Genomic DNA, 26658 nt, shown 5'->3' with positions numbered 1-26658 from the left:
GATGGGGAACGGGGTCACGATCGGGCAGGCGGCGGCGTTCGCCGGCGTCACGGTGAAAACGGTGCGGCACTACCACAAGCTCGGCCTGGCCGGGGAGCCGGAACGCGACGGCTCCGGCTACCGGCGGTACGGCTCCGCCGACCTGCTGCGGCTGGTGCAGGTCCGGACGCTGGCCGCGGCCGGGGTGCCGCTGGCCGAAATCGGGCCGCTGCTCGACACCGACGCCGCGGGCTTCGCCGCCGCGATCGCCGACGTCGAGCGGCGGCTCACCGAACGGATCGAGGACCTGAAGGCGCGGCGTGCCACGCTGAACCGGCTCGCCGACGAGGACCGGGCCCTGCTGCCCGGCCGCGCGGTCGCGCTGCTGGCGCGGCTGCCCGGCCTCGGGTTCTCCCCGGACGAGGTGGCCGCCACCCGGGAGGGCTGGGTGCTGGCCCGCGCCCTGGTCCCCGACGGCTTCGACGACTACCTCACCCAGTTCGGGCAGGCCGTCGAAGACCCCCGGCTCGTCGCCTTGGGCCGGCGCGCAGCCGAAGCCGCGACCTGGGACGCGGACGACCCCCGCCTCGCCGGACTCGCCTCCGACGCCGCCGGGCTCTACCTCGCCGACCCCGCCCTGCTGAAGACGGTGACCGGGCTGCAGGCCCGCACCGACGCCGCGGCCCGGTACGCGCTGATCGCCCACCACGGCGAAGAGCGGACACCGGCCGCGGCGCGGCTGGCCGAGCTGTTCGAGGCCGAGCTGCGTGCCGCCGGCGTCCGCGTTCCGCGGCCGGGATCCCGCTGACCTCGGCCCCCTCACCGAACCCGCCGGCAGCACGGAAACGAAGCGCCGCCGGACGATCGGCTCGCGGTGCGGTTCACCGGTACCGGTTGACCGCGCCGATCTCGTCCTGGACCCGCGCGCGCAACGCCGAGACGTCAGCCGAGAGTCGCGTTTGGACGGACAACGCCGTGTCGCGCACCGGTCCGGCGACCGGGTACACCTGCTCCTCGCCCGGCAGCGGAACACCCGGGCAGGTCGTGGTGCGGGGCCGGGAGTTCTTGACCAGGAACACGTTCACGAGACCGTCGACGCACGGGTTGCCCGCCAGGGCGTACTGGCCGTGGAACGGCGAGTCGTCCACCGACACCAGCGGCACGCCGGCCGAGCGGACCGCCGACGCCGCTTGCTCGTAGCCGGTCTGCGGGTCGAACTCGCCCTGGACGACCAGGATGTTCGCCGCCGCTTCGGGCGGGAGGTCCGGGAGCTCCTGCCGCGGCTTGTCCGACCAGAAGCCGCACGTCTCGCCCAGGCCGTACGCCCAGCCGAACAGCGGGTACCGCGGGCCCTGCCGGTCGCTGAGCCGCTTGTACCAGGCCGCCGAGCGGGTCGGCTGGTCGCCGCACGCGACGGCGAAGCGGGTTCCGGGCACCTGCTTGTAGTCGGGGGCGAGGCTCGCCGCGGCCACCCGGTCGGTGGTCAGCTCGGCCGCCGGGACGCCGAACGTCGTGCGGGACACCGCGTCCAGGTCGCCGGACAGGGCCGCCGGGTCCGGGGGCGGCGTCCCGTCGAGGGCCTGCGCGCCCAGCACGAAGATCAGCGCGCCGAGCACCCACCGGAGGTGGCTGCCGTTGCCGACGAAGACGCCGTCGTAGGTGTCGGGGGCCAGGCCGTGCGTGCCGTAGTACGCGCGGACGCGCTCCCACTTCGCCTTGACCTCGGCGGCCGTTGCGCCCAGCTGCGCGGGGAAGTTCCGCGCCAGCCACGGCAGGTAGACGTCGTCGAACTGCCTCTGGTCGATGACGGGGAACGCCTCGAAGTCGGCCTGCAGCCTGCCTTCGAAGTCGACGCTGGAGTCGAGCACGGTCTTGCCGGTGTGCTCCGGGAACAGCGACGCGTACTTGGCGCCGAGCCAGGTGCCGTAGGAATAACCGAGGTAGTTGAGCTTCTCGTCGCCGAGCAGGGTGCGGATCAGGTCCATGTCGTGGGCGGTCTGCCAGGTCGTGACGAAGGGCGCGAGCGCGTCGCTCTGGCACGCCTCGGCGACGGCCCGGGGGACCTGCTGGTGGGCGGCGATGCTCGCCGCCGAGCGGTCCCGGGCGTCGAGCGGGCCCTGCGGCAGCCGCCCGACCGGCACCTGGCACTGGAAGCCGTTGTCCCCGGTGCCGGCGTGGCCGGTGCCGCGGGGATCCATGCCGACGAAGTCGTAGAGCTCGTTCACCGTCGGCTGCAGCGCGGCGAGCGAGCCCGCGAGCGGGGTGCCCTGGCCGCCGGGACCGCCGGGGTTGAGCAGGATCGCGCCGCGCCGCTCGCCGGTCGCGGCGACCCGGCTGATCGACACCTCGAGCTGCGGCCCCGCGGCCGGGTCGGCCCAGTCCCGCGGGACCGTGACCCGGGCGCACTGCGCGGGCTTCTCGTCCGCCGCCGGCTCGAACGGGCAGCTGCCCCAGCTCAGCTGCTGCGTCGTGTACGGCGTGAGCGGGTCGGCGGCCGCGGCGGGCACCGTCGCGGCGAAGAGGGCGGCCGTCGCGGCCACCAGTCCTGTCCGGGAGAAACGCACCGGGATCCTTCCGTCGGCGGGTGGGGGTGCGCCCGAGACTGGCCCGGTGGCGCCCGCCGGTGATCAGCCCGCGGGACGAACTCGCCGCGTCCGCCTCGGCCCGGGGTATGAGACGCACCCGGCGCGCGCCCGGCGGCCACGGCGGAGATCATGGGCCCATGACCGGTTCGCGGCCGGGGCTCGGCGTCGTCGGACGCCGCCTCGCTCAGTTCCTGCTGGACGAGCTGCTCGTCTTCGTGCCGATGCTGCTGCTCGCGATCGCCGTGGTCTGGCTGTTCCACCCGCCCGGGCCGATCCTGACCTTCCTCAAGGTCGTCTGCTACGCGATGCTGGCGCTGGTCCTGGTGGGCCAGTGGTTCGTCAACGCCTGGTGGCCCTACCGGCACGGCGGCCAGACGCCGGCGATGCGGTGGCTGCGCCTGCGGGTCGTGACGCTCGAGGGCACGCACCCGTCGCTGGGTGCGTTCTTCGTGCGCGAGCTGCTGATGCTGGTCGACGGGTTCGCCTGGGGTCTGGCCGGGATCGTGGTGATGCTGGTGAGTCCCCGCCGCCAGCGGTTCGGGGACATCGTCGCGCGCACGGTCGTCGTGCGCGTCCCGAAGTCAGCGGACCAGGCCGCTTTCCCAGGCCCAGATGGCGATCTCGGTGCGGTTGCGGGCCCCCAGCTTGCGCTTGGCCGCGCCGATGTGGGTCTTGACCGTCGGCATCGACACCACCAGTGAGCGGCAGATCTCGTCGTTCGTCCTGCCGCGGGCCACGGCCTTCACGACGTCGAGCTCGCGCGGGGTGAGCGGGTTCTCCGGTGCGGTGGCGCGCCGGGGATCGCGGCGCGCGAAGTGCGCCAGCAGCCGCGTCGTGATCGCGGGGGAGACCAGCGCCTCGCCGTGGGCGGCCGCGTGCACGGCCTCGACGAGCAGGTTCGGCCCGGCGTCCTTGAGCAGGAAGCCGCAGGCCCCGGCCCGCAGCGCCGCGTGCACGTTCTCGTCGAGCCCGAACGTCGTCACCATCACCACGTGCAGCGGCTCCGCGACGTCCGGGCCGGCCAGCAGTTCCGTCGCCCGCAGCCCGTCCACGCCGGGCATCCGGATGTCCATCAGTGTGACGTCCGGGCGCAGCTGCCGGGCCAGGCGCACCGCCTGGTCCCCGTCGGCGGCCTCGCCGACGACCTCGATGTCCGGCTCGCCTTCGAGGATCAGCCGGAACCCGGCGCGGACCATCGCCTGGTCGTCGGCGATCAGCACTCGCGTCGGCACCCGGTCTCCCCTCGCCTCAGCCCGGTTCGAGCGGCAGCCGCGCGACGACGCGCCAGCGCCGGCCGCCCGCCGGACCCGCCTGCACGGTACCGCCCACCGCCGCCACCCGCTCCGCCATCCCCAGCAGGCCGTAGCCGCCCCGGCGGGCGGGCCGGGCGGCGCCGTCGTTGACCACCTCGACCCGCAGCTCGCCGGGCGGCTCGTGGCGGACGAGCACCCGCACCTCGGCGGCGTCGGGCGCGTGCCGCCGGACGTTGGTGAGCGACTCGGTGAGCAGCCGGTGCGCGGTGGTGACGACCTCCGGCGCGACCGGGAGCGCGCCGAGATCGGGGCTGACGTCGAGGTGGATGCGGTCGTCGTCGGGGACCGCGCGGTCCACGGCGGTGGCGAGGTCGGCCGGCGGGACGAAGAGGTCTTCGTCGCCGGTCCGCAGCGCCCCGACCAGCCGGCGCATCGCGGACAGAGCCGCCGCACCGGCGGTTTCGAGCTCGGCGAAGGTCGCGGTGTCGCCGCCGGTGCGCTCGGCGACGCGGTGCGCGGCCTGGACGCGCACGACGATGCCGGTGATCTGGTGGGCGACGAGGTCGTGCAGTTCCCGGGCCAGCCGCAGCCGTTCGGCGTTGCGGAGCTCGAGCACGTCGACGCGGTGGCGGACGTCGGCGTCGCGCAGGACCAGGCCGCCGGCGAGCGCACCGCCCCAGACCACCGCGGCCCCGGCGGCGTAGAGCGCGGACGGCGTTTCGGCGCCGTAGCGCAGGATCGGGGCCAGTGTCGCGGCGCAGCCGCCGAGGACCGCCTGCACGGTGGCCGCTTTCGGCGAGAGCCGGTGGCAGCACGCGCCGACCATCAGCGCCAGCGCGAGGGCTTCGGCCGCGCCGGGCTGGGGCGGGAGCCGCGCCCCCGTCACGGCCAATGCCGCCGCGACGGCCGTGCCCAGGAGCGACAACCCGGAGACGGCGGCGGCCAGACCGGCGATGTGGTCCGGGAACCGGCGGCGCAGCACGGCCAGCAGCGCCACGACCGGCCCGACCCCCGGCGCGAACTCGATGGCGATGGAGGCGAACTCGCCCCGGCCGGGGCCCGCCCGGGCCGCGAGGACGGTGTCGAGCACCACGAGCGCGCCGAGGACGGCCGCCTCGGCCACGAGCGGGCCACGGCGGCCGGTCCACGGGATCCGCGGGTGGCGGGCGAAGGTCATCTGCCGATGGTGCCCCACCGCGCGCCTCCGCGCCGCGAATCTCGTACCCGGGTACGAGACGGCGGCGGTGATCTCGTACCGCCGTCCGATCGCGGGTGAGTGGGTCCCCGCAAGACTCGGGGGACGACCCGAATGGAGGATTGCTCATGCGAGAGGCCGAAACCACGGCCGGCACGCGGCCCGTCGAAGGCGACATCGAGGGCCTGCCCGGCTGGTACTTCGTGCTCGTCGGGCTGCTGGTGGCGAGCAACGACCTCAGCGTGCAGTTCCGCGACCGGTACGGCTGGGTCGCGTTCCTGCCGCTGGTGCTCCTGGCGGTGCACCTGACGCTGTGGTTCACGTTGCTGTCCCGGCGACGGCGGTACCTCCGCGCGGTGTGGCGCAGCAAGCAGGCGCTCGCACTCGTCGTCGTGCTGGTGGCGCTGCGGCTGCTGCTGCAGGTGGGGCTCGCGAAGCTGACCGACGAAGCCGCGCCGCTGCACAGCTACCGGCACCTGGTCATCGGGCTGGTGATGCTCGTCGTGACCACCGCCGGCGCGTGGTTCGACCAATGGCTCGTCCTGCGGGTGCTGAACCGGGAAACGAACCGCTGACGGTGATTTTCCGGCAACCGTCCGCCGATTTTCCCGCCGGTCCCGGAAACCGTGGAAAAATCATCAAGCGGAGCGGCCGGATTTTCGATAGTTGGCTCCGCGCCAAACCGGGACGAGGTGGTTCGCCATCGCGAGGACCACCCCGGCCGCCACGCACGCCCAGCGGTCCGGCACCGGCTCGGGCGCGCCGAGTACCGCGCACCCGGCGCTGCCCGCGGCGAGCACGACCGCTCGGGACACCACCGCCCACGACACCTCCGCCGTGCCGAAGCACCCGCACGGCAGACCCGGGCGGCGCGTCCGCAGCACCGCCGCGTAACCGGCAAAAGCGCAGTACAGCGCGGCTTGAGCGGTGGACGGCAGGACCGCGGCGCCCGGCGCCGCGAGCAGGACCGCGAGCACGGTCGCGCCCACGAGGACCTCCGCGGCGGTGACCGCCACCGCCACGGGTGCCGCCGACGCCGCCGGCAGGAGGCGGTGGGCGCGCAGCACGGCCCGGTGCTCCCGCGGGCGCGCCGCGTGGGCCACGCCCGCCGCGGCCAGGAGAATCGCCCCGAGTGCCGTGAGGACGGTCATTCCGGCGGTCCAGAAAACGGTCATGGAACCACGGTAACGACCGACAAAAATACCGTCCCCGTTCGGACCAATTCGGAAACCGTTGCGAAACGATCGTGGCCGCCGCCGAATCCGTCGGCTAGTGTCTCGCGAATCGGATTCGGGGGAATCGGAGGTCCCATGGCGACACAACGGCTGCGGTTGGTGGCGCCGAGCGGTGACCGGCTGACCGTGGACCTGCCCGCGGCGGCTCCCGTGTCCCACGTGGTGGCCGGCGTCCGCTTCGTCGGCGGTTCGTACGGCACCGGCTTCCAGATCGGGCCGCGCGGCTACCACGAATTCGCCTGCACCCACGTCGCGCCGGCCGGAACCCGCGAACGCCTGGTCGTGCACGGCCGGGAAGTGGTCGTCGCCGAGGCACACGACGGGCAGTCGTCGGTGGCCACCCTGATCGGGGCGTACCACGAGCTCATGACGGTCTACGCCGGACCGGCTCCCCGCCGCGACCGCGTGCTGGCCCTGTTCGGCTCGCTGCGGATCGAAGACCACGTCGACGGCATGACCGTCGTCCCCCGCGCGGCGACCCTGCTGGACCCGGCGAACGAGCACTTCGTGATCGTGGTGAAGGACCACGGTTCGCTGTCCGTTCCCGCGCCGCGGCAGGCCGCGGCCATGATCCCCCGGCACGCGGGCGCCCGCACGCAGCACGGCGAAGTCTGGAAGGCCGGCTACACGAAGGATTCCGCGCGCTCATTCCTCCTGGGGTGCCCGGCGGGGCTGGCCGAGGTGCACCTGGCGGACACGGCGGCGAAGACCGAGCGGGACCGGCTCGACTGGCTCGACCGGATCGACATCGCCTGGGCCCGGGGCTGAGGGGAGGGGACGCCGATGCCGCCGTCGATCGCGGTCACCCTCCTCACCTGGGCGGCGATCATCCTGCTGTTCTTCGGGCTCGCGGCCGTCCTGCGCGAAGTCCGGCTGCTGCGCGGGATGGTCACGCGCAGCACGGACGGATTTGTGGCCGTACCCCCGGATCTGGTCCTCGGCCCGCGGTTCGCCGGGGACGGCGGCCGGATCGTGGCGGCGGTCGATTCGGGCTGCCCGCTGTGCCTGGTGGTGGTCGAGCGGCTGGCCGTGCTCGGCTCGGGCGCGACCCTGCTGACCCACGAACCGCCCACCACGTGGACGGACCTGGCCCGCGGGCTGCCGGTGATCAGCGACGGCGAAGCGTGGCGGTCGATCTCCCACCTGGCACCGCCGGTGCTGATGCTGCTCGACGGGACCGGCCGCGTCCGCCGGCTGCTGCTCCCGGTCCGGGCCGGCGAGGTGGACACGACACTGGCCGAATGGGCCGTCCCGGAGGCAGGAGGCGATACCGGTGACCCTGGTGTTGGCGCACATTCCCGACCATGACCGGCCCGGCCCGGATGCGGGGGACACCCGCGCGGGCCGGAAGCTGAAGGCCGGCGGCACGCGCAGGACGTTCCTGCGTGCGGTGGCGCTCGGCGCGCTGACGCTCGGCGCGACCGCGCTCGACTGGTCCGGCCTGTCCCGCACCAGGAAGGCGAACGCCGAGTTCAGCCCGTACGGCATGCCCGGCTACGACCGCAACGACTGCCGGGACGCCTACCCCACCGGCTACGCCGAACTCCCCGACACCAGCGGCACCTACACCGCCACCTACGCCGCCTGCTTCGGCGGCTTCTGGCGGGGAAGCACCTACTGCGAGGCGGGCTGGCACAAGTACGGCACCTACAACGAAGGCGGCCTGCAGGTCGACCACCAGCCGGTGGCCAACACCTGCGGCCAGTTCGTCGGCAAGAACGCGTGGCGGTGGACGACGCCGGACTCGAAGGTGTACCGCTGCTCGGACGGCTTCTCCACCTTCTGGGGCGCCGGGTACACCGGCCAGACGTACCTGACCATCTGCCGGGCGGTTCTTTGACGCACGGGACTCCCCGGCGCCGGTGGCACCCGCGCACCATCGCGGCCGGGCTGGTGCTCGCGGCCGTTTTGACGAGCGCGCTCGTGCTGGTGCGGCCGGGTGGGCTGCTGCCGAGCGCGTGGCTCGTCATGGGCGCGGCGGCGGGGTTCGCCACCAGCGGCTCCAGTTGAAGCCGGAACTCGGCCTTCGTGCTGAGCTCGCCGGTCTGGCGAGGCACCCCGACACTCGCGTTCTGCGCGGGACTGGTCTGCGGCGGCGCGTGCGCGGCGCTCGTCCTGATCGTGGCCGGTTCCCTGCTGCGTGCCCCGCTTCCGGACTTCGCCCGCTGGGCCGCCGTGGCCGCGGCGCTGGGCGCCGTGCTGCTGCGGGAGACGGGGGTGTGGTCGTTCCGGCTGCCGGAAAACCGGCGGCTGGTGCCGGAAACCGTGTTCCGGCACGGCCGGCACCTCGGCCCGCTGCAGTTCGGGTTCGAGATGGGCACGGGCGCGCGCACCTACCTGCCCAGCGGCCTGCCCTACGCCGCCGCGGCCGCCGTGGCCCTCACCGCCGCGCTGCCCGCCGCACTGGGCGCGGGTGCCGGGTTCGGCCTCGGCCGGGCGCTGATGACCACGGCGAACCTGCGCTACGACCCGGACAACGGCTGGGACGGCGAATGGCGGGCCCACGGCCGGGAACTGAGGTTCCTGACCGGGGCCGCCTTCGTCGTCCCGCTCGCCGCGATCGCCGTCAGGGCGTGGTCTGGTACGCCCTGATCACGGTCTGGGTGAGCGTGTTGCCCTGCCCGTCGCGCGCGGTGATCCGCAGGGACACGAACCCCTCGCCCGGCGGGTTGCGCACCACCGCGAGGCCGCCGTTCCCGAGGCGCACGGCGGGGACGGCCGTCCAGGTCGTGCCGTCGTCGGCGGACGACTCGACCCGCAGCTCCGCCAGCCGGAACTCACCGGCGCCCGGCTGCCGCTGCGCGGTCAGCGCGAGCACGAACGGCTTGCCGGCCGGCGCCCGGCTCTGGTCGTCGACCGCGCCCTCGGCGCGGACCACCATCAGCGGCAGCGGTTTCGCCGGGGCCGCCGCACCGGGCTCGGTGAACGTCCACGCCACGTCGACCCGGGTGCCCACCACCGACCACGGCACGCTGCGCGTGGCGACGGACCGCAGCGTGTAGGTGCCCGGGCCGTCCGGGATGGTGAACGCCCCGATGGCGGGGTTCTCGGTGGTGCCCAGCACGACGCCGTCGCGCGACAGCGTCGCCGTGCCGGTGAGCCCGCCCGGCGGCGCGGTGTACTGCTCCGGGTCGCTGCCCGAGACCAGCGGGATCGCGTACACCAGCTGGTTGCCGGCGCGGAGCACGCCCCAGCCGTCCTGGGGTGCGCCGAAGGCCGGCCCGACCGGGGCGCGGTTCCAGCCGGAGCGCTGGGGCCCGGCGCGGTAGGTCCGGTACGAGAAGCTGTTCTCCGCGTCGGTCAGCGGCGTCGGGTACACCGCCAGGAGGTGCTGCCAGCTCACCCCGGTCGTGTAGTACTCGGTGCGCCGGCTCGGCAGCACCTGCGGCAGCAGCTGGTAGGTGCCGCTGTCGGCGCCCGGGAAGCCGAAGGTGACGTCGTCCAGGCGCAGGCTGTCCGCCGGTTTTCCCTGGGTGTGGTAGCGGGTGTCGACCACCGCGAGCTCCCGGTCGCGCACCCGGAAGACCGGGTCGGCCGGCACGCGGCCGCGCTCGAGGAAGGCCAGCTGGTAGACGTAACCGTTCGGATCTGCCCCTGGCGGCCGGGCGGCCAGGGTCGCCCGGAAGTACAGCGCGTAGGTGTGGTCGGTGACCTCGCCGCCCGAACCCACCGCGTACAGCTCGTTGCCCGGCTGGACGATCCAGGCGAGCGTGCTGGTGCGGCTCCCGGCCGGATTTCCGGACACCAGGCCCAGTTCACCGCCCTGCAGCCGCGCGTCGCGGCGGTCGACCGCCGCGCGCACGGGTTTGCCCGCCCGCGCGTCGAGCGTGACCGAGACATCGCCGGTCACCGACTGACCGGGCCGGGACAGCAGCGTCACCGCGGCCGGCCGGGTCTGGCCGGTGGGATCACCGGAGACGTCGAACGCGTTGAGGTCGTAGCGCCCCTTGGGCACCCGCACCACGGCCGTGCCGTCGGAGCGGAAGGGCCGGACGCCGAACGCGGCTCCCGTCGTGGTGTCGACCAGCGTGGCCACGCCCGCGGTGAACCGCCCGTCGCGGCCGATCAGCCGCACGGACACGTTGTAGCTCTCCGGCTCCAGGAACGCACCGAGCGCGGTCTGCACGGTGATCCCCGGCGCCGTTGCGGTCAGCCTGCCGCCCTGCGGCCCGGCACCGGCCGGGCCCGCCCGGAGGGTGACACCGACGTCGGCCTCGCCGTGCGCGGGCACCACCACGGACGGCGCCGACGGCGTGAACAGCGGCTCCGGGCCCGTGGTGAGCGTCAGGGTGACGGCGGCGTCGCCGTCGTTCCGGTAGGTGACGGTCTTCGTGACCGGCGCGGTGCGGGGCCAGGCGACGAAGCCGTAACCGAGGCTGCCCGTGGTGGCGGTGACCTGCTGGGTGACCGCGCGTGCCACGTCGACCCGGCCGGCCCCCTGCTCGAGGACGTCGGCGGTGGGGTTGGCGGTGCTCGTCAGCGTGGACTTGAGCCGGCCGGCGAGCCAGTCCGGGTGCCGCTGCAGCAGCAGTGCCGCCGAACCCGCGACGTGCGGCGCCGCCATGGACGTCCCGGAGAGCCGGGCGTAGGCGGCGTCCACCGGAGCGGTGTCGCCGTCGCGCGTGCCCGCGGCCCGGGCCGAGACGATGCCCTCACCGGGCGCGGCGACGTCCGGCTTGACCGCGTGGTCGCCGAGGCGCAGGCCGCGGTTGGAGAACGCGCTGGTCGTGTCCTGGGCCGAGACGCTGCCGACGGCCAGCGCCGCATCCGCCGCGGCGGGCGCGACGACCGGTCCCGGTTCGGGGAGGTCGAGCGAGCGGTCGTTGCCCGCCGGCGCGACGAACAGCGTGCCGTACCGGCCGGTGAGCGCGTTCACCGCCTGGGACACCGGATCCGTGCCGTCGGTCGCGTCGCCGCCGAGGCTCAGGTTGACCACGCGCACCTTCGGCGCGATCCACTCCATGCCGGCGATCACCGCGGACTCCGGGCAGCCGTAGGCGACGCAGACCTTGCCGCTGATCAGCCGGGCGTCCGGCGCCACACCGCGGTAACGGCCGCCGGAAGCGGCGCCCGTGCCGGCGATGATGCCGGCGACGTGCGTGCCGTGCCCGAGGTCGTCGCTCGCGTCCGGCCTGGTGCCGGTGAAGTCCTGCGCTTCCACGACCTTGCCCGCCAGGTCCGGGTGATCGGCTTCTACGCCGGTGTCGAGCACGCCGACCGTGACGCCGCTGCCCGTGTAGCCCGCCTGCCAGGCGGCCGGGCCGCCGATCTGCGGCACGCTGACGTCGAGGGCCGGCTCGGCCAGGCCGTCCAGCCACACCTGGTCGATCCCGGCCCGCAGCGCGGCCCCGGCGGTGAGCCAGCTCCAGAACTCCGTCGCGCGGCGCCGGTCCTGGCGCAGGGCCGCACCGCGCACGCTCGGCAGGGTGCGGACGGTCGTGGCGGCGGGCGGCGTGGGCGCGGGAGCCGCGGCCGGATGGGTGACGATCAGGGGAAGGCCCGGCGCGGAGTCGTCGAGGTGCTGCTTCAGCAGCCGGGAAACGTCGAACAGCCGGGGATCCAATTTTCCGGACGACACGAGGGACAGCGCGTCCGACGGCACCACGGTGATGTCGCCGCTGCCCGTGCCGCTGTTCGCGGCGGTGTTCGTGCCGGTGTTCGTGGCGCGGAAGAAGCCGATCCCGTCGCGGCCCGGCCCCGGTTCGACCACTACCGTGCCGGCACCGCGGTGGTCCGGCAGCACCCGGACCCGGTCGCCGGTGATCAGCGTGACCGCCTGCCCGGGATCGCCGTCGCCGCGGGGCACCGCGGCCGGCGTCCCCGCCGCCGGCGCGGGTTGTGCCAGCACCACCGTCATCACCGCCGCGATCGCCATCGGTCTTCGATGCATGTCGGAACCCTCCGCCTCAGCTCGTTTTCCCCAGATTTCCCGCGCCGTCCGCCGTTCGGAAAGGTCGGAAAAATTCACACCCTCGAATCGTTTTTTCACGGCAGCGCGAGCCTGGGCGGTCGCCGGAACAACGTATAATCCGTGCGGGCGGATTGTGCAATCCGGCGTCCTCGTGAATCGGGATCCGCCGAGCTGGGCGTCGAATTCGGCGAAAGGTGACATTTCCGGAAGTGGGCAAATAACTTGCCGGCTCCGTTACCTATTTCGCGGTGAGCGAGGGCTCAGCGCGGCGGGTGCGGGTAGTCCGGCGAGCGGTGCTGGAAGGAAAGGATGGCGGGGTTGCGGATCGTGCCGTCCTGGATCTCCACGGCGCGCCGGACGGTTTCGTCCTCGTCCCATGTGGACTGTCCGGAGAGGACCGCCCGCAGGTGCGGCAGGAGGGCTTCGCTGATCTCCCAGGTCGCCGAGTTCCACAGGTACGACGGGCTGTGGTCGACGGCGTAGTAGGTGACGCCGTCGCCGACGGTGAAGGCCGGCCGGGCGAACGTCGTGGGCCGGGCCCAGCTGAAACCCATGCCTTCGTCGCAGGAGACGTCGACGATCAGGCTGCCGGGCGCGAACGCGGCGAGGTCGTCTTCGACGAGGAAGGTCAGGGGCGCGTCGGTGTCCTGCAGCACGCAGTTGACGACGATGTCGTGCTCGGCGAGGAACCCGGCCAGCGGCACCCGGCCGTGGTCGGTGATCGCGTGGCTGCGGCGCAGATCGCCGGGGTTGTTCCCGTCGTGGTCGAGGTGCACCATCGTCGCGGAGTGGATCGGCGAGCCGACCGCGCTGAGACCGCGAGCGGTCAGGACGTCGACGTCGTGGATGCCGTGGGCGTTCAGCGCGGTCACCGAGCCGCGCGCGGTCGCGCCGAAGCCGATCACCACGGCCCGCAGCCGCCGTCCGTAGTCCCCGGTCGACCCGATCAGCTGCAGGGCGTGCAGCACCGAGCAGTAGCCGGCCAGTTCGTTGTTCTTGTGGAAGACGTGCAGGTCGAACGAGCCGTCGCGCCGCCAGTGGTTCATCGCCTCGAAGGCGATCACGGTCAGCCGCCGGTCGACGGCCAGCTGGGTCAGCTCGGCGTCCTGCACGCAGTGCGGCCAGCCCCACAGCACCTGACCGGGCCGCATCCCGGCGACGTCTTCCCGCAGCGGCTTGGCCAGCAGGACGACGTCGCATTCGGCGATGAGCTGCTCGCGCGTGCGCAGCCCCGCGACGGCGGCCGCCAGGTCCTCGTCGGGCACGCCGAAGGGTTCGCCGTAGCCGTGTTCGAGGTAGATGCTCTTCCGGAGATCGGCGTCGATCCGGTCGAGGTGGTGGGGGTGGATCGGCAACCGCCGTTCGTTCTCTTTCCGTGAACGCGCGATGACGCCGAGACTGAGCTGCTGCAAGGGGGCCCCTTTTGCTAGGACCCAGTCTTAACACACCGGCTTGCGCTGCTCGGCGCAGTCGTCGTGTACGCTGGGTGTTGTCCGAGAGCATTTCGTGCGCAAGTGGTCGAACCTGTGCCGTCCTCGGCCCCAAGCCGGCCAGCGAGCCACGCCTGCGGCTGAAGCCGGTGGCCCCGCACCCGTGACCTGGCCGCCGAGCTGCCCCCGCTGCTCGCGGCGGTGGCCGCCCGGCTGGGCCGGACCGACCGGGTCACCTACGGCCTCGGCGAGTGGCCGGGGCCGGGCCGCCGGCTCACCGTCGACGACGGCGTCGTCCGGCTCGAGGGCTTCCGGTCGCAATCCGGCGGCACCCTGACGGTCGTCGGCTGGGACCGGCGACGGCTGACCCTGCTGGTGGTCCCGCCGGAAACCGGCGCCGACGAGGCGGAACACGTCCTCGCGACCACCGCGGGCCCGGACGGCGGCGGCGCGCACCCGCGCACCGCCGGTGCCGTCGCCGGGCCCACCCCGGGCGGCGTACCGCTGCCCGCCTGAACCCACGCCACCGCCGGTGGCGTCCACGAAAGGATCCCCGATCACTACTTCTACAGTGGACAGTGCGCTGTTCAGCCACCCCGTCGCCGAAGAACCCCGCCCCGGAGCGCTCGCCGCGCCCCAGAGCGACCGGTACGGGAGCCTGTTCCGCCAGCCGGTGTACACCCCGGAACCCGCCGCCGACGGCGAGACCACCCCGGGCCCGCAGCGGAGGCACCGCGCGGCGACCACCCGCGCCCACGACCCGTCGGGCCGCCGCGGCCGCTGAACCGCAGCTACGTCGGCGCCCGCTGACCGCGGGCACCACCGTCTATTTGTGCGTTCCGCGGTCGTTCAGGCCCGAGAACCGCGACGGTAACTCCGGAGCTTCGAACCGCCGCGTCCCGCGCCCCTATCCGCCGGTCGCGGTTCCGCGTTCGGACGGCGGCAGGCCGTCGATCAACGGCGTTCGCAGCGCACTGGCAACTCCGGGACCTGTGGCCCTGGGCGGAGACCGCGTTCGATCCGGCGATGAGCGGCTCCGCGGCCGCGCCCGCCCGCTTGGTGCGTGCCGGCGCGCGTCGCGGGGACCGTAGCAGACATATGATGTCTCGATCAAATTGTCGCCGAGTCATCACATCTAAACGCACGTACCGTAGTCACCAGTTACTGCTCGTCCAAGTTATTGCCGTGTTACGGCCCAACACTGGACATTCGCCGAGCCGCCGCGTAGCCATACATATGTTGTCTGCGTCGAGCGGGAGGTGGCCTCGGTGGTTGAAGTGATCAGCGCCATCGACGCCGTGGACGTCCGCTTCCCGACTTCGCTGAGCCTGGACGGTTCGGACGCGATGAACCCGGAACCCGACTACTCGGCCGCGTACGTGACCATCCGCACGAGTGCCGGCGAGGAGGGCTACGGGCTCGCCTTCACCGTCGGACGCGGCAACGACGTCGAGGTCGCCGCCGTCCGGGCGCTCGTGCCCCTGGTCGTGGGGATGCCGGTGGCCGCCGCGCTCGCCGACCTCGGCGGCTTCTCCCGCCGGCTGACCGGGGACAGCCAGCTCCGGTGGCTGGGCCCGGACAAGGGCGCGATCCACATGGCTGCGGCCGCGATCGTCAACGCGGCCTGGGACCTGCGCGCCCGCCGCGAAGGCAAGCCGGTGTGGCGGCTGCTGGCCGGGCTGCCGCCCGAGGAGCTGGCCGACCTGGTCGACTTCCGGTACCTGCAGGACGCGCTGACCCGCGACGAAGCCCTCGACATCCTCCGCCGCGCCGAACCGGGCCGCGCGGCCCGCCAGGCCGAGCTGCTCGAGTCCGGTTTTCCCGCCTACACCACGACTCCGGGCTGGCTCGGCTATTCCCCGGAGAAGCTGGCGGCCCTCGCGGCGGCGGCGGTCGAGGACGGGTTCACCCAGATCAAACTCAAAGTCGGCGCCGATCTCGACGAAGACGTCCGCCGGCTGCGGCTGGCGCGCGAGGTCGTCGGGCCGGACGTGCGGATCGCCATCGACGCCAACCAGGCCTGGGGGGTCGGCCAGGCCATCGAATGGCTCCGGCCGCTGGCGCAGTTCGACCCGTACTGGATCGAGGAGCCGACCTCGCCCGACGACGTGCTCGGCCACGCCGCGATCCGCCGGGCGGTGGCGCCGATCAAGGTGGCCACCGGCGAACACACCCCCAACGCGGTGGTGTTCAAGCAGCTGCTGCAGGCGGAGGCGATCGACGTCCTGCAGCTCGACGCGAGCCGGGTCGCCGGGGTGACCGAGAACATCGCGATCCTCCTGCTGGCCGCGAAGTTCGGCGTCCCGGTGTGCCCGCACGCGGGCGGGGTCGGGCTGTGCGAGATGGTGCAGCACCTGTCGATGTTCGACTTCGTCGCGGTGAGCGGCACCCGGACCGACCGCGTCATCGAGTACGTCGACCACCTGCACGAGCACTTCGTCGACCCGGTGCGGATCGAGCGGGGGCGTTACCTGGCTCCGCGGGAGCCGGGGCTCGGCGCGCGGCTGCACGACGAATCCGTGGCGCGGTACCGGTTTCCCGACGGACCGGCCTGGCAGCAGGACGCGGTGGTGGTCGCCTGACCGGCGGCGTCCCGACCCGGTAGCCCGAAACCCGTCAACGAGGAGAGGCCATGAAGTTCCAGCACCTGGGGGCCGCCGCTGTCGTCACAGCCGGCGTCCTGACCGCGGCCGCACTGGCCGGCTGCAGCGGCGGCGGTTCCACCGCCGCGTCGGGGGGAACCGTCGTGGGGGTCGACTACCCGCGCTCGGACACCGACTTCTGGAACGCCTACATCAAGTACGTGCCCCGGTTCGCCGGGCAGCTCGGTCTCGACCTCAAGACCACGAACTCGCAGAACGACGTGGCCAACCTGACGGCCAACGTGCAGACGATGATCAGCCAGGGCGTCAAGGGCGTGGTCATGGCGCCGCAGGACACGGCGGCGATCATCCCGACCCTGCAGCAGCTGGCCGCGAAGAAGATCCCGGTCGTGTCCGTCGACACCCGGCCGGACCAGGGCAACGTCTACATGGTGGTGCGGGCGGACAACCGCGCCTACGGCGAGAAGGCCTGCCGGTTCCTCGGCACCAAGCTCGCCGGCCGGGGCAAGGTCGTCATGCTGCAGGGCGACCTCGCCTCGATCAACGGCCGGGACCGCACCGAAGCTTTCAACGATTGCATGAAGAAGGACTTCCCCGGCATCACCGTCTTCGGTGAGGCCACCAACTGGGACGCCGGCACCGCCGCCCAGAAGCTGCAGACCCGGCTGACCGCCAACCCGGACATCAAGGGCGTCTACATGCAGTCCAGCTTCGCCCTGTCCGGCACGCTGCAGCTGCTGAAGCAGCGTGGGTTGCTCGTCCCGGCGGCCGATCCGAAGCACGTGTACATCGTGTCCAACGACGGCATCCCCGAGGAGCTGGCCAAGATCCGGGCGGGGGAGATGGACGCGACCGTGTCCCAGCCCGCCGACCTGTTCGCCCAGTACGCCCTGCAGTACGTCAAGGACGCGATCGCGGGCAAGACGCCGGCGCCGGGCAAGACCGACCACGACAGCACCATCGTGGCCGTCCGCGACGGCCTGATGGAGGACCAGCTGGCCGCGCCGCTGGTCACCGCCGACGGTGGCACCTTCGGGCCGGTGAGCAGCGTCAAGGTCGACGACCGGTCCCTGTGGGGCAACAGCAAGAGCTGAGGCGTTTTCGGAGAGGACGCGAACATGAGCACCGTGCCGGTCGTCGAAGCCCGTCAGGTGGTCAAGCGCTACGGCGCCACGGTCGCGCTCGACCACGCCGACCTGACCGTCCTACCGGGACAGACGCACGCACTCGTCGGCCGCAACGGGGCGGGCAAGTCGACCCTGGTGTCCGTCCTCACCGGACTGATCGGGCCGGACGCCGGAACCGTGCGGCTGAACGGGGAACCGGTCCCGGCCCTGGCCGACCGGGACGCCTGGCGGTCGCGGGTGGCCTGCGTCTACCAGCGGTCGACGATCATCCCCGAGCTGTCGGTGGCGGAGAACCTGTTCCTCAACCGGCAGGAGACCCGCGGCGGGCTCGTCCGCTGGGCCGCGCTGCGCCGCTCGGCCGCCGAACTGCTCGAACGCTGGTCGGTGGACGTCGACGTGCACCGCCCGGCCCGCGAGCTGAGCGTGGAGCAGCGGCAGTTCGTCGAGATCGCGCGGGTGCTGTCGTTCGGCGCCCGGTTCGTCATCCTCGACGAGCCGACCGCGCAGCTCGACGGCGCCGCCATCACCCGGCTGTTCGGGCACATCGCCGAGCTGCAGCGCCAAGGTGTCACGTTCCTGTTCATCAGCCACCACTTGCAGGAGGTGTACGAGATCTGCGACACGGTGACGGTGTACCGGGACGCCCGGCACGTCCTCACCGCGCCGGTCGCCGAGCTGCCGAAGGCCGGCCTCGTCGCAGCGATGACGGGGGAGAACGCAACCGTGGCCGAAGAGCGCCCCTCGTCGGTCCGGGCCGGCGCCGGCCCCCTGCTCCGGGTCGACGACCTGAGTCTCGCTCCGCACTACGAAGCCGTGTCGTTCGACGTCGCGCCCGAAAGATCGTCGGGCTGGCCGGGTCGGGCAGCAGCGGCAAGACCGAACTCGCCGAGACACTGGCCGGGCTGCGCAAGCCCACCTCCGGGACGGTCTTCGTCGCGGGCCGGCGGCCGCGGCCCGGCGACGTCCCGTCCGCGCTGGCCGCCGGGATCGGTTTTGTCCCGGAAGACCGCCACCACCAGGGTTTCGTGCCGGAGATGTCCATTGCGGACAACACCACGATGAGCGTGCTGGACCGGCTCGGTCCCGGCATCTTCGTCCGGTCGGGCCTGCGCGACCGGCTCGCCGGGAAGCTGATCACGCGGCTGGCGGTGAAGACGCCCGGGCCGGAGCTCCCGGTGTCGGCTCTCTCCGGCGGCAACCAGCAGAAGGTCGTCATGGCGCGGGCGCTCGCGGGCGACCCGCGCCTGCTCGTGCTGATCACCCCGACCGCCGGGGTCGACGTGCGGTCGAAGGAGTTCCTCCTGGACAAGGTCGCCGAGGCCGCCGCGGCGGGCACCGCGGTGCTGATCGCCTCCGACGAGCTGGACGACCTGCGCCTGTGCGACCGGCTGCTGGTCGTGGTCCACGGCAGGCTCACCACCGAAATCGCCGCCGGCCGGCCGGACCGCGAGGTCGTGGCCGCCATGGAAGGAGTCGACCTCGATGCCTGACAGCCCCGCCGCGGTGGGCGTCCCGCCGCGGACCGGACCCGGCGCCACCCGGCCGAGCCGGCGCATCGCCCTCGCCCGCCTGCGTGATTTCGCGCTGGTGCCGGGGATCGTCGCGATCGCCGTCGTCGGCCAGCTGGTGAACCCGGTGTTCCTCCAGTACGACAACGTGCTCAACATCCTGCAGACGATGTCGGAGATCGCCCTGCTGGTCCTCGCCCAGACGATGGTCCTGATCGTCGGCAAGATGGACCTCTCGCTGGAATCGACCTTCGGTCTCGCGCCGGGCGTGGCGGCCTGGCTGACGATCGGGGGCGGGCATTCCCTGGGGCTGCTGCCGTCCTGGACCGCGGTGCCGGTGGTGCTGTTGGTCGGTGTGGTGGTGGGGGCGCTCAACGCGTTGCTGATCGTGCGGTTCGGGCTGAGCGGGTTCGTCGTCACCCTCGGCATGCTGATCGTGCTGCGCGGCCTGCTGACCGGGATCTCCGGTGGCCAGACCTTCTTCGGCCTGCCCGATTCGGTGCTCTACCTCGGCACCACGCTGTGGGCCGGGATCCCGGCGTCGATCTGGGTCTGCGTGCTGCTGTTCGCCGGCGGGATCGTCCTGCTCGGCTACACCCGGTTCGGCCGCAGCCTCTACGCGATCGGCGGGAACGAGGACGCGGCGAAGGCCGCGGGCATCCGGACCGACCGGATCGGGTGGATCGTGCTGATCGGCGCGAGCGTGCTGGCCGCGCTCGGCGGGCTGCTGCTGTCCGGCCGGCTCGCGTCGGTGGCGGCGGCGCAGGGCAACGGTTACATCTTCACGGTGTTCGCCGCCGCGGTGATCGGCGGGGTGAGCCTGAACGGCGGCCGTGGCACGCTGTTCGGCGCGTTCACCGGGATCCTGCTGCTGTACATGATCCAGAACGTGCTGACCCTGGCCGGGGTGCCTGCCCAGTGGATCGGCGCGCTCAACGGCGCGATCATCCTGATCGCGCTGGTGATGTCCCGCATCACCAGCGGCAAGCGCCAGACCTGACGGCCGCGCCACCGGGACCGATCAGCCGAGTTCCCGGAGGTCGGCCAGGTGGGCCCGCAGCCAGCGTTCGGACGTGTCGACGTGCATCAGCGCGGCCGCGGTGGCCACCGCGGGATCGCGGTCGGCGAGCGCGTCGTAGATGGCTTTGTGCTGTGACAGCGTCACGTGCGTGACGCCCCGGTCGACGGTGCCGCGCCAGATCCTCGCGCGCAGGGTCATCGAGGAGATCCCGTCCAGGACCGCCGTGAGGGTCTCGTTGCCCGTCGCGGTGACGACCGCCCGGTGGAAGGCGGCGTCGAGCACGGTGAGGCGTTCGACGTCCTCGATCGCTTCGTGCATCGCGTCGAGCAGCTCGCCGACCGTGCGGAGCTGGGTGTCGGTGATGCGGGTGGCGGCCACGCCGGTCGCCGCGGGCTCCAGGAGCCGGCGCACTTCGGTGAGCTCCAGGACGCTCCCGCCCTGCATCAGCGCCACCGCGCTGCCGAGGCCCTCCAAGAGCAGGCTCGGCGCGAGGCTCGTGACGTACGTGCCGTCGCCACGGCGGACTTCGAGGACCCGCGCCAGCGCCAGCGCCTTCACGGCTTCCCGGGTGGGGCTGCGGGAAATCCCCAGCTCGGTGGCCAGTTCGTGTTCGGGAGGCAGCTTGGCGCCCGCCGGGAACCGGCCGGATCGGACGAACTCCCGGATCCGGTCGATCGCTTCGTCGGTCAACGACCTCGCCATGGCGCTCCTCGGACGGTGGGTCCTGCTCCGGCCATTCTAAGGGTCGTATGATGTCTATCCGGGAAGTGGGCGGGAGGTCGCGCGTCTGAGTGTTCTGAGCGCTGAGACATGTGATGTCTTGGGCCGGTGAAAGCAGGCTTCGAAGGGCCACCGCGATGTCCCGCCCGCCGCCGTTGATCGCGTGGTGGTGCAGCAGCTCGCTCGCCGATCGGGCCCGCCCAGCCGCCGGGGTCGCGGACGTCGATGCCGGCGGTGCCCGCCTGCACGGCTTCCCGACGGCGGTGACCGACGTGAGCTTCTCGTTCTCGACGGTGATGCGGACACGGCTCGGCGCGGGTGCCGGTGACGAGCCACAGCCGGGCGGGCTGCACGTTGACGAACGACCACTCCGGACTGGACCTCGGCGTCGAAGGCACGGCGGTCGTCCAGCAGACCACGGCGACGCAGTGGGTGATCACGCGGCAGCCCAGCGGGTACGCCACGCCGGCGAACGCGGGCCGCGTCCTGTCGGTGGCCGGCGAGTCCACAATGGACGGCGCGCGGCCGGAGGTGCCCGCGCCCGGGTCCGCGGCCCAGGAGTGGACGGCCGCCCGGGAGCGGCGCCCGGTCCGCGGTGACCGCCCGGCGTGAGGAGCACGTGAAGACTTCGGCGGTTCACCGGGTTTTCCGCGCTCTTCGTGGTTTAATCCGTCGAATCGTCCGGACCCGTGTTGACACGCCGGTCGGTGCAAACGGATGCTCGGCGTACCGGCCAAAAGGCCGAACTCCGCGCCGGCAAGGGAGAACTCCAGTCATGACGATCTCGCCGGTGGCACCGCCCGGGCGGCCGAGCCGGGTGGCTGGGTGACCGACGTCGATGGAGCCCGAACTCGTCGAGATCACCGCCACCGTGCCGCACTCACCCTCGGCGGTGTGGACGATCGTCGGCAGCCCGCACCTCTACCCGCGGTTCGTCCGCGGGATCACCTCGTGTGAGCCGGTTTCGGAGACAACCGGGCGGGGCGCCCGCTACCGGTACCGGGCCGGCGGCGAGGGTGCGGCCGAAATCTTCGTCCACCGCCGGGACGAGCACCTGGCGTGGTCCGGCGTCGAGGGCAGGCCGCACCGGATGTCCGTCGTGCTGCGGCCGGTGCCGGAAGGCACCGCGCTCACCGTCCTGCTCACGCTGCTCGACGGCCGTTCGCCCGCGGTCCCGCGGATCCGGCAGCGGATCCTCGACGCGATCGCGGCGATCGGCGACCACCTCGGCGGGGTGCCGGCGGCGGACGCGCTCCCGGCCCGCCCGTCGAAGCGCGAACTCGCGCGGATCCTGGTCCGGGCCGGGGTCCTCACCCCGGCTCAGCCCACCGGAACGCTGCGGCAGCTGAGGTCCGTGGGCCGCTGGGGCTCGACCTTGGCCGGCGGCTACGAGGCGGCGGGGCGCCGCGCACCCGGGTCCCTGGCGCTCTGCGACGAGCGGTCCGAGCGGACCTTCGGGGAGGTCGACGAGCGCACCACCCGGCTGGCCGCGGTGCTGCAGCGCTACGGGATCACCGAGGGCACGCGGGTCCTCCTGATGTGCCGCAACCACAACGCGATGGTCGAGGCGATGATCGCCTGCAGCAAGCTGGGTGCGGACGTGGCGCTGATGAACACCGGGCTGGCGCTCGGCCAGGCCGCCGAGTTCGCCGTGCGGCAGCGGTCGCGGCTGGTGCTCGCCGACGCCGAGTTCGCCGCCCTGCGCGCCGAGCTGCCGCCGGACGTCCCGCAGCTGTGGACCTGGCCACCCGGTGGCGGGTGGCACGGTCCGACCATCGAAGAGCTGATCGAGGCGCAGCCGCTCGCCCGGATCTCCCCGCCGGAGCGGCCCGGCCGGCTGGTCGTGCTCACCTCGGGCACCTCCGGCCCGCCGAAGGGCGCGCGCCGTCCGACCCCGCACAGCGTCGCCGACGCCGCCGCGGTCCTGTCGGAAATCCCGTTGCGGGCCGGGGAACCGATCCTGGTGGCCGCGCCGCTGTTCCACACGTGGGGCCTGGCGGCGCTCCAGCTCGGCATGGCGTTGCGCGCGGGTCTGGTGCTGCCCAGGCGGTTCGACGCGGAAGCGACGCTGGCGATGATCGAGCGCCGGCGGTGCACGGCGTTGTTCGCGGTGCCGACGATGCTGCGGCGGCTGCTCGACCTGCCCGAGAAAACGCGGACCCGCTACGACATTTCTTCGCTGCGCGTGGTCGCGAGCTCCGGCGCGGGGCTGCCGGGCCGGCTGGGGGAGGAGTTCATGGACGCGTTCGGCGACATCCTCTACAACCTCTACGGCTCGACGGAGGTGTCGTGGGCGGCGATCGCCGGCCCCCGGGAACTCCGGGCGGCCCACGGCACGGCGGGCCGTCCCCCGATCGGCACGGCGATCCGCGTCCTGGACCGCGCGGGCAACCCGGTCCCGCCCGGCGTGACCGGCCGGCTGTACGTCGGCAACCGCCTGCTGTTCGACGGGTACACCGACGGCGCGCAGCTGGACGTCCGCGACGGGTTGATGGACACGGGCGACCGCGGGTACGTCGACGCCAACGGCCTGCTGTTCGTCCAGGGCCGCGAAGACGAGATGGTCGTGTCCGGCGGCGAGAACGTGGCCCCGGCCGCGGTGGAGGAAGTCCTGCTGACCCTGCCGGAAGTCCGCGAGGCGGCGGTGGTCGGCGTCCACGACCCCAAGTACGGCCAGCGCTTGGCGGCTTACCTCGTGCTCGCGCCGGGGGCCCGGCTGGACGTCGACTCGGTGCGGTCCCACGTGCGGGAGCGGCTGGCCCGGTTCGCGGTGCCGCGGGACGTCGTGTTCGTGGACTCGCTGCCGCGCAACGCCACCGGCAAGGTGGTCAAGCGGGCCCTGCGCCGCAACTACCGCTGGTGACTCGGGCCGGCAGCTACCCCGCGGGCGCTGCCGGACCGCGAGTACCGGGAGGTCAGGCCGCCGGGCAGCTGACGTCGTGCGGGGGCAGCTGCAGCGTCAGCAGGTAACGGTTCACGGCCGACAGGGTGCAGGGCGTGCGCTCGAAAACCCCGTGGCCCGAGCCCTCGTACGTCAGCAAGGTCGTGTTCGCCGGTGCCTGGCGGTGGATGGCGAGGGCCCACGCGTACGGGGTCGCCGGGTCGTAGCGGGCGTTCAGCAGCAGGATCCGCGGCGCTCGCGGGATGCTCAGCCGGTGCGGCGGGTTCGCCGGCGGGCCGGGGACGCCCAGGCACGCCACCGCTTCGTCGTGGCTCAGCATGCTGCCCCGCATGATCGGCCCGCGGCGCAGCTCTTCGGCGTGCAACGCCGAGTACTGCGCGAAGTCCCGGATCCGGAGGTCGAAGTCCTGGCAGACGACGGCCAAGCGGATCGACGCGTAGTTGTACTCGAACTGCGCGGACACCGGCGGCCGGCCGGCCAGGGTGCCGGCGATCGCCTCGGCCAGGTCGTCCCAGTTCGGGCCGTACATGTCCTTGAACACCCGGTCGCGCAGGTCGGGCCCGTTACCGGTGATCGCCAGGGCCTGCTCCCAGGCGGCCAGGACGTCGCGGCCGTGCAGCGCGCAGGTCGTCGTCCGGTCGCACCACGCGGCGAACTGCCGGAACAGCTCGTCCGCGGCGGTGGCCCGGTCGCCCAGGAAGCGCCGGACGTCGGCGCTGTGGTCGATGGAGCTGTCGAGCACCATCGCCCGCACCCGGTCGCCGTGCAGTTCGGCGTACTGCTGGCCCAGCAGCGTGCCGTAGGAGATGCCGAGGAAGCTGATCCGGGCCTCGCCCAGCGCGCGGCGGACCGCGTCCATGTCCCGGGCGTTGTCGGCGGTGTTCGCGTGATCGAAGACGGGGCGGTTGTGCGCGCGGCAGTCGGCGACCGCTTTCCGGTGGTACGCCCGCAGTGCGTCGAACTCGGCCCGGTTCCGCGGTTCGGTGCCCGGCGGGGCGGTCGTGGTTTCGCACCGGATGAACTCGCTGCGGCCGGTGCCGCGCACGTCGACGCCCACGACGTCGAAGCGGGCCCGGACCTCCGGGCTGTACACCCCCGGCGTCAGCGCGATTTCCGCGTTCGACGAGCCGGGGCCGCCGAAATCGGCCAGCAGCACCCCGAGGCGGTGTGCGGAATCGGTGGCCCGGTGGCGGCCCAGCGCGAGTGAGATCGACGGCCCGGCCGGCCGGTTCCAGTCCAGCGGCACCCGCAGCGTGCCGCACTCGCCGTCCGGCGCACCGGGGCTGTCCGGGTCGTCGGGGCAGGCCGCCCAGACGATCGGCGACGGCGACCAAGCGGCCTCCGCCACGGCGGGGGTGCCGCCGGCCAGCAGGAGTGCGCTCGCCAGAACCGTTCCCCACATCCGAGGCTCCTCCCCGCGCCGACCCGGAGCCTCCGACCGTAGGGCTCCCCGGGTCCGGCCCACAAGGGCGGATCGGTCGGCGGGAGCGCTCCCGGAGGCCGGCCGGCGCGACTGCGCGCGCCGGCGGCCCGGCTGTTCTCCACCGCGACCACAGCCGCCGCCGTCCAGTTCGGCGTACCGGGTGGTCGGTATTCCTGTTCCGCGTCGAGTTCACGTCCTCCGGGTCATCCGGTGATCGGTGACCTCGAGGCTGCACGGCGATTCGGCGGAGAAACGGTCTTGTTCTTTCCCTCGGCCTCGGCTGCGCGTACTTCGGCGGCTTCGCCCGGCAAAAACCACCGTAATCGGGGTCAAGCGGCGACCTTCTTGCGCTTTCGGGGCGACGGGGCGGCCGATTCCGCTTCGCTGCCGTGCGCTCGTTCGTAGGCGGCGGCCACTTCGGAGGAGAGTCGGCCGCGTTCGGAGACTTCGTAGCCGTTCGCGTTCGCCCAGGCCCGGATCTGCTGGTTGCGCTCGCGGTCGGAGGCGGTGGTCGACTGGCCGGTGGCCGCGCGGGCCTTCCGCCCGCCGACGCGGCGGCCGGCGCCGATGTAGCGGGCCAGTTCGCCGCGCAGGGCGGACGCGTTCCGGTCCGAGAGGTCGATTTCGAAGGTGACACCGTCGAGGCTGAACTGCACGGTCTGGGCGGCGGTGCTGCCGTCGATGTCGTCGAGGATCTCGACGGAGACTTTCTGGGCCACTTCATGCTCCTCTTGGTGGATGTGTGTCCAGGAACGCGACAGCACAATGCGCAGCGTCCGTCGGGAAGTGTATCGACAACCGGGCCGGAAAGGAAATTTCCCCCACCGGGAAACGGGGCGGGTCCGTTCGGCGTAATTGCCCGCATCGGAGCGGAAGCACGGCGGGTGCCGAGGTGAGCGGGGGGTCCGTGAATTGGTGCAACGTCGCCTCAACGGGTGAAGAACAACTTCGGCGAGCCGGGTGACGGCCGGAGATCCCGGGAGTGTGTCGTGCCGGGCGCGTGAACGCGGAACCGCCGGTTGCCCGGCGGCTCGCGTATTCGGTTCCGCCGGTTCCGCCGGTTCCGCCGGTTCCGCTGCCGGGTGGGGCGGACGCCGTCGGTGGGTCCGGTGGCGAGCGGACCGCCGGCGGTCATCGGTCCGGCCGTCCGGGCCGCCGGCGGTCACCGGTCCGGCGGTCCGGGTCGCCGCCCCGGCGGCCCGGTGATCTCGGCCCCGGCGCGGTGAGGCCGCTGCCCGCGCTCGGCGGAAGATCATCCGGACGCCCGGCGGTCCCCGCATTCCGGGGCCGGCTTTGCCCGCTTGACGAGACGGCGCAAGATCTGTAGTAGGCGCTTGGAGCCGCTGTCTTCAATCGATCATTTCACCGATGTGACCGGGTCTTCCGCGTTACCCGCCAAACGGGTGATGTGGCGTAAGCTGGAACACGACTTCCGATACGCGCTTACTTCCCCGCCCGGCTCCGCTCGTCACCCGGCTGCCGGGAGTATCTTCCCAGGTGAGCGCTCTGCCGGAAAGTCAAACCTCCCAATCGAGGTAACATTTTCCGGCAGAAGAGTGAACATTAATCGACGTCGTACTACTCGCTGTCTGGGCAAAGCCACGCGATTTTTGGACATTTTTGCCAATGCTCCGTTCGGCGGTACGAGCGGGGCTTTCACTGGGTAGCGTGATGCCAATCCGGCTGGTCTTGGGGGTACTTGACTGCCGGGTGACCGACCTGTTGCACGAAGAACGCTGGTTGTCGCGCGCGTTCGGCGGTCGCTG

25 protein-coding genes and 1 pseudogene are annotated in these 26658 nt (G+C 72.8%); 17 read left to right on the top strand and 9 right to left on the bottom strand.

The window, feature by feature from the left end; genetic code table 11:
* Nucleotide 1: 1 nt before the first annotated feature.
* Entirely contained in the window at nucleotides 2-787 is a 786-nt protein-coding gene (locus tag Q5425_RS05160; RefSeq protein ID WP_308670927.1) for a MerR family transcriptional regulator, read from the top strand.
* A gap of 73 nt (nucleotides 788-860) precedes the next feature.
* Here Q5425_RS05160 and Q5425_RS05155 read toward each other — a convergent pair whose 3' ends face one another.
* Nucleotides 861-2543, bottom strand: coding sequence for an alpha/beta fold hydrolase (locus Q5425_RS05155; protein WP_308670926.1), 1683 nt, complete (start codon nucleotides 2541-2543; stop codon nucleotides 861-863).
* 158 nt (nucleotides 2544-2701) lie between these two features.
* On the opposite strand from Q5425_RS05155, the gene Q5425_RS05150 reads away from it, so the two are divergent.
* Complete coding sequence (locus Q5425_RS05150) at nucleotides 2702-3265, top strand: RDD family protein (RefSeq protein ID WP_308670925.1); 564 nt, start codon at nucleotides 2702-2704, stop codon at nucleotides 3263-3265.
* Here the strand turns inward: Q5425_RS05150 and Q5425_RS05145 are convergent.
* A complete protein-coding gene (locus Q5425_RS05145) occupies nucleotides 3146-3796 on the bottom strand; it encodes a response regulator transcription factor (RefSeq protein WP_308670924.1) in 651 nt (216 codons plus the stop codon). The two genes, Q5425_RS05150 and Q5425_RS05145, sit on opposite strands and share 120 nt — an antisense overlap.
* Nucleotides 3797-3812: 16 nt before the next feature.
* Nucleotides 3813-4994: a histidine kinase gene (locus tag Q5425_RS05140; protein ID WP_308670923.1), complete on the bottom strand. Its 1182-nt coding sequence runs from the start codon at nucleotides 4992-4994 to the stop codon at nucleotides 3813-3815.
* 146 nt (nucleotides 4995-5140) lie between these two features.
* Here Q5425_RS05140 and Q5425_RS05135 point away from each other — a divergent pair, with 146 nt between their 5' ends.
* Nucleotides 5141-5587: a hypothetical protein gene (locus tag Q5425_RS05135; protein ID WP_308670922.1), complete on the top strand. Its 447-nt coding sequence runs from the start codon at nucleotides 5141-5143 to the stop codon at nucleotides 5585-5587.
* A 63-nt stretch (nucleotides 5588-5650) separates the two neighbouring features.
* On the opposite strand, the gene Q5425_RS05130 is transcribed toward Q5425_RS05135, so the two are convergent.
* Nucleotides 5651-6187 carry a MauE/DoxX family redox-associated membrane protein gene (locus Q5425_RS05130; RefSeq protein WP_308670921.1) on the bottom strand — a complete coding sequence of 179 codons (537 nt, stop codon included), beginning with the start codon at nucleotides 6185-6187 and terminating at the stop codon, nucleotides 5651-5653.
* A gap of 135 nt (nucleotides 6188-6322) precedes the next feature.
* Here Q5425_RS05130 and Q5425_RS05125 point away from each other — a divergent pair, with 135 nt between their 5' ends.
* From Q5425_RS05125 to Q5425_RS05105, 5 genes are read left to right on the top strand one after another with little or no spacing between them, the layout of a single operon-like run.
* Nucleotides 6323-7015 (top strand): hypothetical protein, encoded by a 693-nt coding sequence (locus Q5425_RS05125; RefSeq protein WP_308670920.1) that lies wholly within the window; start codon nucleotides 6323-6325, stop codon nucleotides 7013-7015.
* A gap of 15 nt (nucleotides 7016-7030) precedes the next feature.
* A complete protein-coding gene (locus Q5425_RS05120) occupies nucleotides 7031-7555 on the top strand; it encodes a hypothetical protein (protein ID WP_308670919.1) in 525 nt (174 codons plus the stop codon).
* Nucleotides 7521-8087, top strand: coding sequence for a hypothetical protein (locus Q5425_RS05115; RefSeq protein ID WP_308670918.1), 567 nt, complete (start codon nucleotides 7521-7523; stop codon nucleotides 8085-8087). Before Q5425_RS05120 ends, Q5425_RS05115 begins: the two co-directional genes overlap by 35 nt.
* Complete coding sequence (locus Q5425_RS05110; RefSeq protein ID WP_308670917.1) at nucleotides 8084-8257, top strand: hypothetical protein; 174 nt, start codon at nucleotides 8084-8086, stop codon at nucleotides 8255-8257. Before Q5425_RS05115 ends, Q5425_RS05110 begins: the two co-directional genes overlap by 4 nt.
* A gap of 18 nt (nucleotides 8258-8275) precedes the next feature.
* Nucleotides 8276-8839 carry a hypothetical protein gene (locus Q5425_RS05105; RefSeq protein ID WP_308670916.1) on the top strand — a complete coding sequence of 188 codons (564 nt, stop codon included), beginning with the start codon at nucleotides 8276-8278 and terminating at the stop codon, nucleotides 8837-8839.
* On the opposite strand, the gene Q5425_RS05100 is transcribed toward Q5425_RS05105, so the two are convergent.
* Both Q5425_RS05100 and Q5425_RS05095 read right to left on the bottom strand, forming a co-directional pair.
* Nucleotides 8814-12137 carry a S8 family serine peptidase gene (locus Q5425_RS05100; RefSeq protein WP_308670915.1) on the bottom strand — a complete coding sequence of 1108 codons (3324 nt, stop codon included), beginning with the start codon at nucleotides 12135-12137 and terminating at the stop codon, nucleotides 8814-8816. The genes Q5425_RS05105 and Q5425_RS05100 overlap by 26 nt on opposite strands.
* A gap of 281 nt (nucleotides 12138-12418) precedes the next feature.
* Entirely contained in the window at nucleotides 12419-13570 is a 1152-nt protein-coding gene (locus Q5425_RS05095) for a N(5)-(carboxyethyl)ornithine synthase (protein WP_308670914.1), read from the bottom strand.
* A 219-nt stretch (nucleotides 13571-13789) separates the two neighbouring features.
* Here Q5425_RS05095 and Q5425_RS05090 point away from each other — a divergent pair, with 219 nt between their 5' ends.
* From Q5425_RS05090 to Q5425_RS05065, 7 genes and pseudogenes are all read left to right on the top strand, one after another.
* Entirely contained in the window at nucleotides 13790-14104 is a 315-nt protein-coding gene (locus Q5425_RS05090; RefSeq protein WP_308670913.1) for a DUF5994 family protein, read from the top strand.
* Between the two features lie 55 nt (nucleotides 14105-14159).
* Nucleotides 14160-14372: a hypothetical protein gene (locus Q5425_RS05085; RefSeq protein ID WP_308670912.1), complete on the top strand. Its 213-nt coding sequence runs from the start codon at nucleotides 14160-14162 to the stop codon at nucleotides 14370-14372.
* Between the two features lie 475 nt (nucleotides 14373-14847).
* The gene (locus tag Q5425_RS05080; RefSeq protein WP_308670911.1) at nucleotides 14848-16170 is read left to right on the top strand and encodes an enolase C-terminal domain-like protein; all 1323 of its coding nucleotides are present in this window, start codon (nucleotides 14848-14850) and stop codon (nucleotides 16168-16170) included.
* Nucleotides 16171-16220: 50 nt separating this feature from the next.
* Complete coding sequence (locus Q5425_RS05075) at nucleotides 16221-17285, top strand: sugar ABC transporter substrate-binding protein (protein WP_308670910.1); 1065 nt, start codon at nucleotides 16221-16223, stop codon at nucleotides 17283-17285.
* A gap of 24 nt (nucleotides 17286-17309) precedes the next feature.
* Nucleotides 17310-17762 (top strand): annotated as a pseudogene (locus Q5425_RS45705) (ATP-binding cassette domain-containing protein); the annotation flags it as partial.
* Nucleotides 17654-18808, top strand: a complete 1155-nt coding sequence (locus tag Q5425_RS05070; RefSeq protein ID WP_396135133.1) for an ATP-binding cassette domain-containing protein — start codon at nucleotides 17654-17656, stop codon at nucleotides 18806-18808. The pseudogene Q5425_RS45705 and the gene Q5425_RS05070, both read left to right, overlap by 109 nt.
* Nucleotides 18801-19826 carry an ABC transporter permease gene (locus tag Q5425_RS05065; RefSeq protein ID WP_308670909.1) on the top strand — a complete coding sequence of 342 codons (1026 nt, stop codon included), beginning with the start codon at nucleotides 18801-18803 and terminating at the stop codon, nucleotides 19824-19826. The genes Q5425_RS05070 and Q5425_RS05065 overlap by 8 nt, the downstream gene beginning before the upstream one ends.
* A gap of 21 nt (nucleotides 19827-19847) precedes the next feature.
* Here Q5425_RS05065 and Q5425_RS05060 read toward each other — a convergent pair whose 3' ends face one another.
* Nucleotides 19848-20549: a FadR/GntR family transcriptional regulator gene (locus Q5425_RS05060; protein ID WP_308670908.1), complete on the bottom strand. Its 702-nt coding sequence runs from the start codon at nucleotides 20547-20549 to the stop codon at nucleotides 19848-19850.
* Nucleotides 20550-20891: 342 nt separating this feature from the next.
* Between Q5425_RS05060 and Q5425_RS05055 the strand changes: the two genes are divergently transcribed.
* On the top strand, nucleotides 20892-21179 hold the full coding sequence (locus Q5425_RS05055; protein ID WP_308670907.1) for a hypothetical protein: 288 nt from the start codon (nucleotides 20892-20894) through the stop codon (nucleotides 21177-21179).
* 226 nt (nucleotides 21180-21405) lie between these two features.
* On the top strand, nucleotides 21406-23430 hold the full coding sequence (locus tag Q5425_RS05050) for an AMP-binding protein (protein ID WP_308670906.1): 2025 nt from the start codon (nucleotides 21406-21408) through the stop codon (nucleotides 23428-23430).
* A gap of 52 nt (nucleotides 23431-23482) precedes the next feature.
* Here the strand turns inward: Q5425_RS05050 and Q5425_RS05045 are convergent, their stop codons facing one another.
* Both Q5425_RS05045 and Q5425_RS05040 read right to left on the bottom strand, forming a co-directional pair.
* Nucleotides 23483-24871 (bottom strand): alpha/beta hydrolase, encoded by a 1389-nt coding sequence (locus Q5425_RS05045; RefSeq protein WP_308670905.1) that lies wholly within the window; start codon nucleotides 24869-24871, stop codon nucleotides 23483-23485.
* Nucleotides 24872-25221: 350 nt separating this feature from the next.
* The gene (locus Q5425_RS05040; protein ID WP_308670904.1) at nucleotides 25222-25611 is read right to left on the bottom strand and encodes an Lsr2 family protein; all 390 of its coding nucleotides are present in this window, start codon (nucleotides 25609-25611) and stop codon (nucleotides 25222-25224) included.
* Between the last annotated feature and the right edge of the window lie 1047 nt (nucleotides 25612-26658).

It is taken from the genome of Amycolatopsis sp. A133 (genome assembly GCF_031082405.1).
Lineage (GTDB): Bacteria > Actinomycetota > Actinomycetes > Mycobacteriales > Pseudonocardiaceae > Amycolatopsis.
This window is presented reverse-complemented; position numbering and strand designations above follow the sequence as displayed.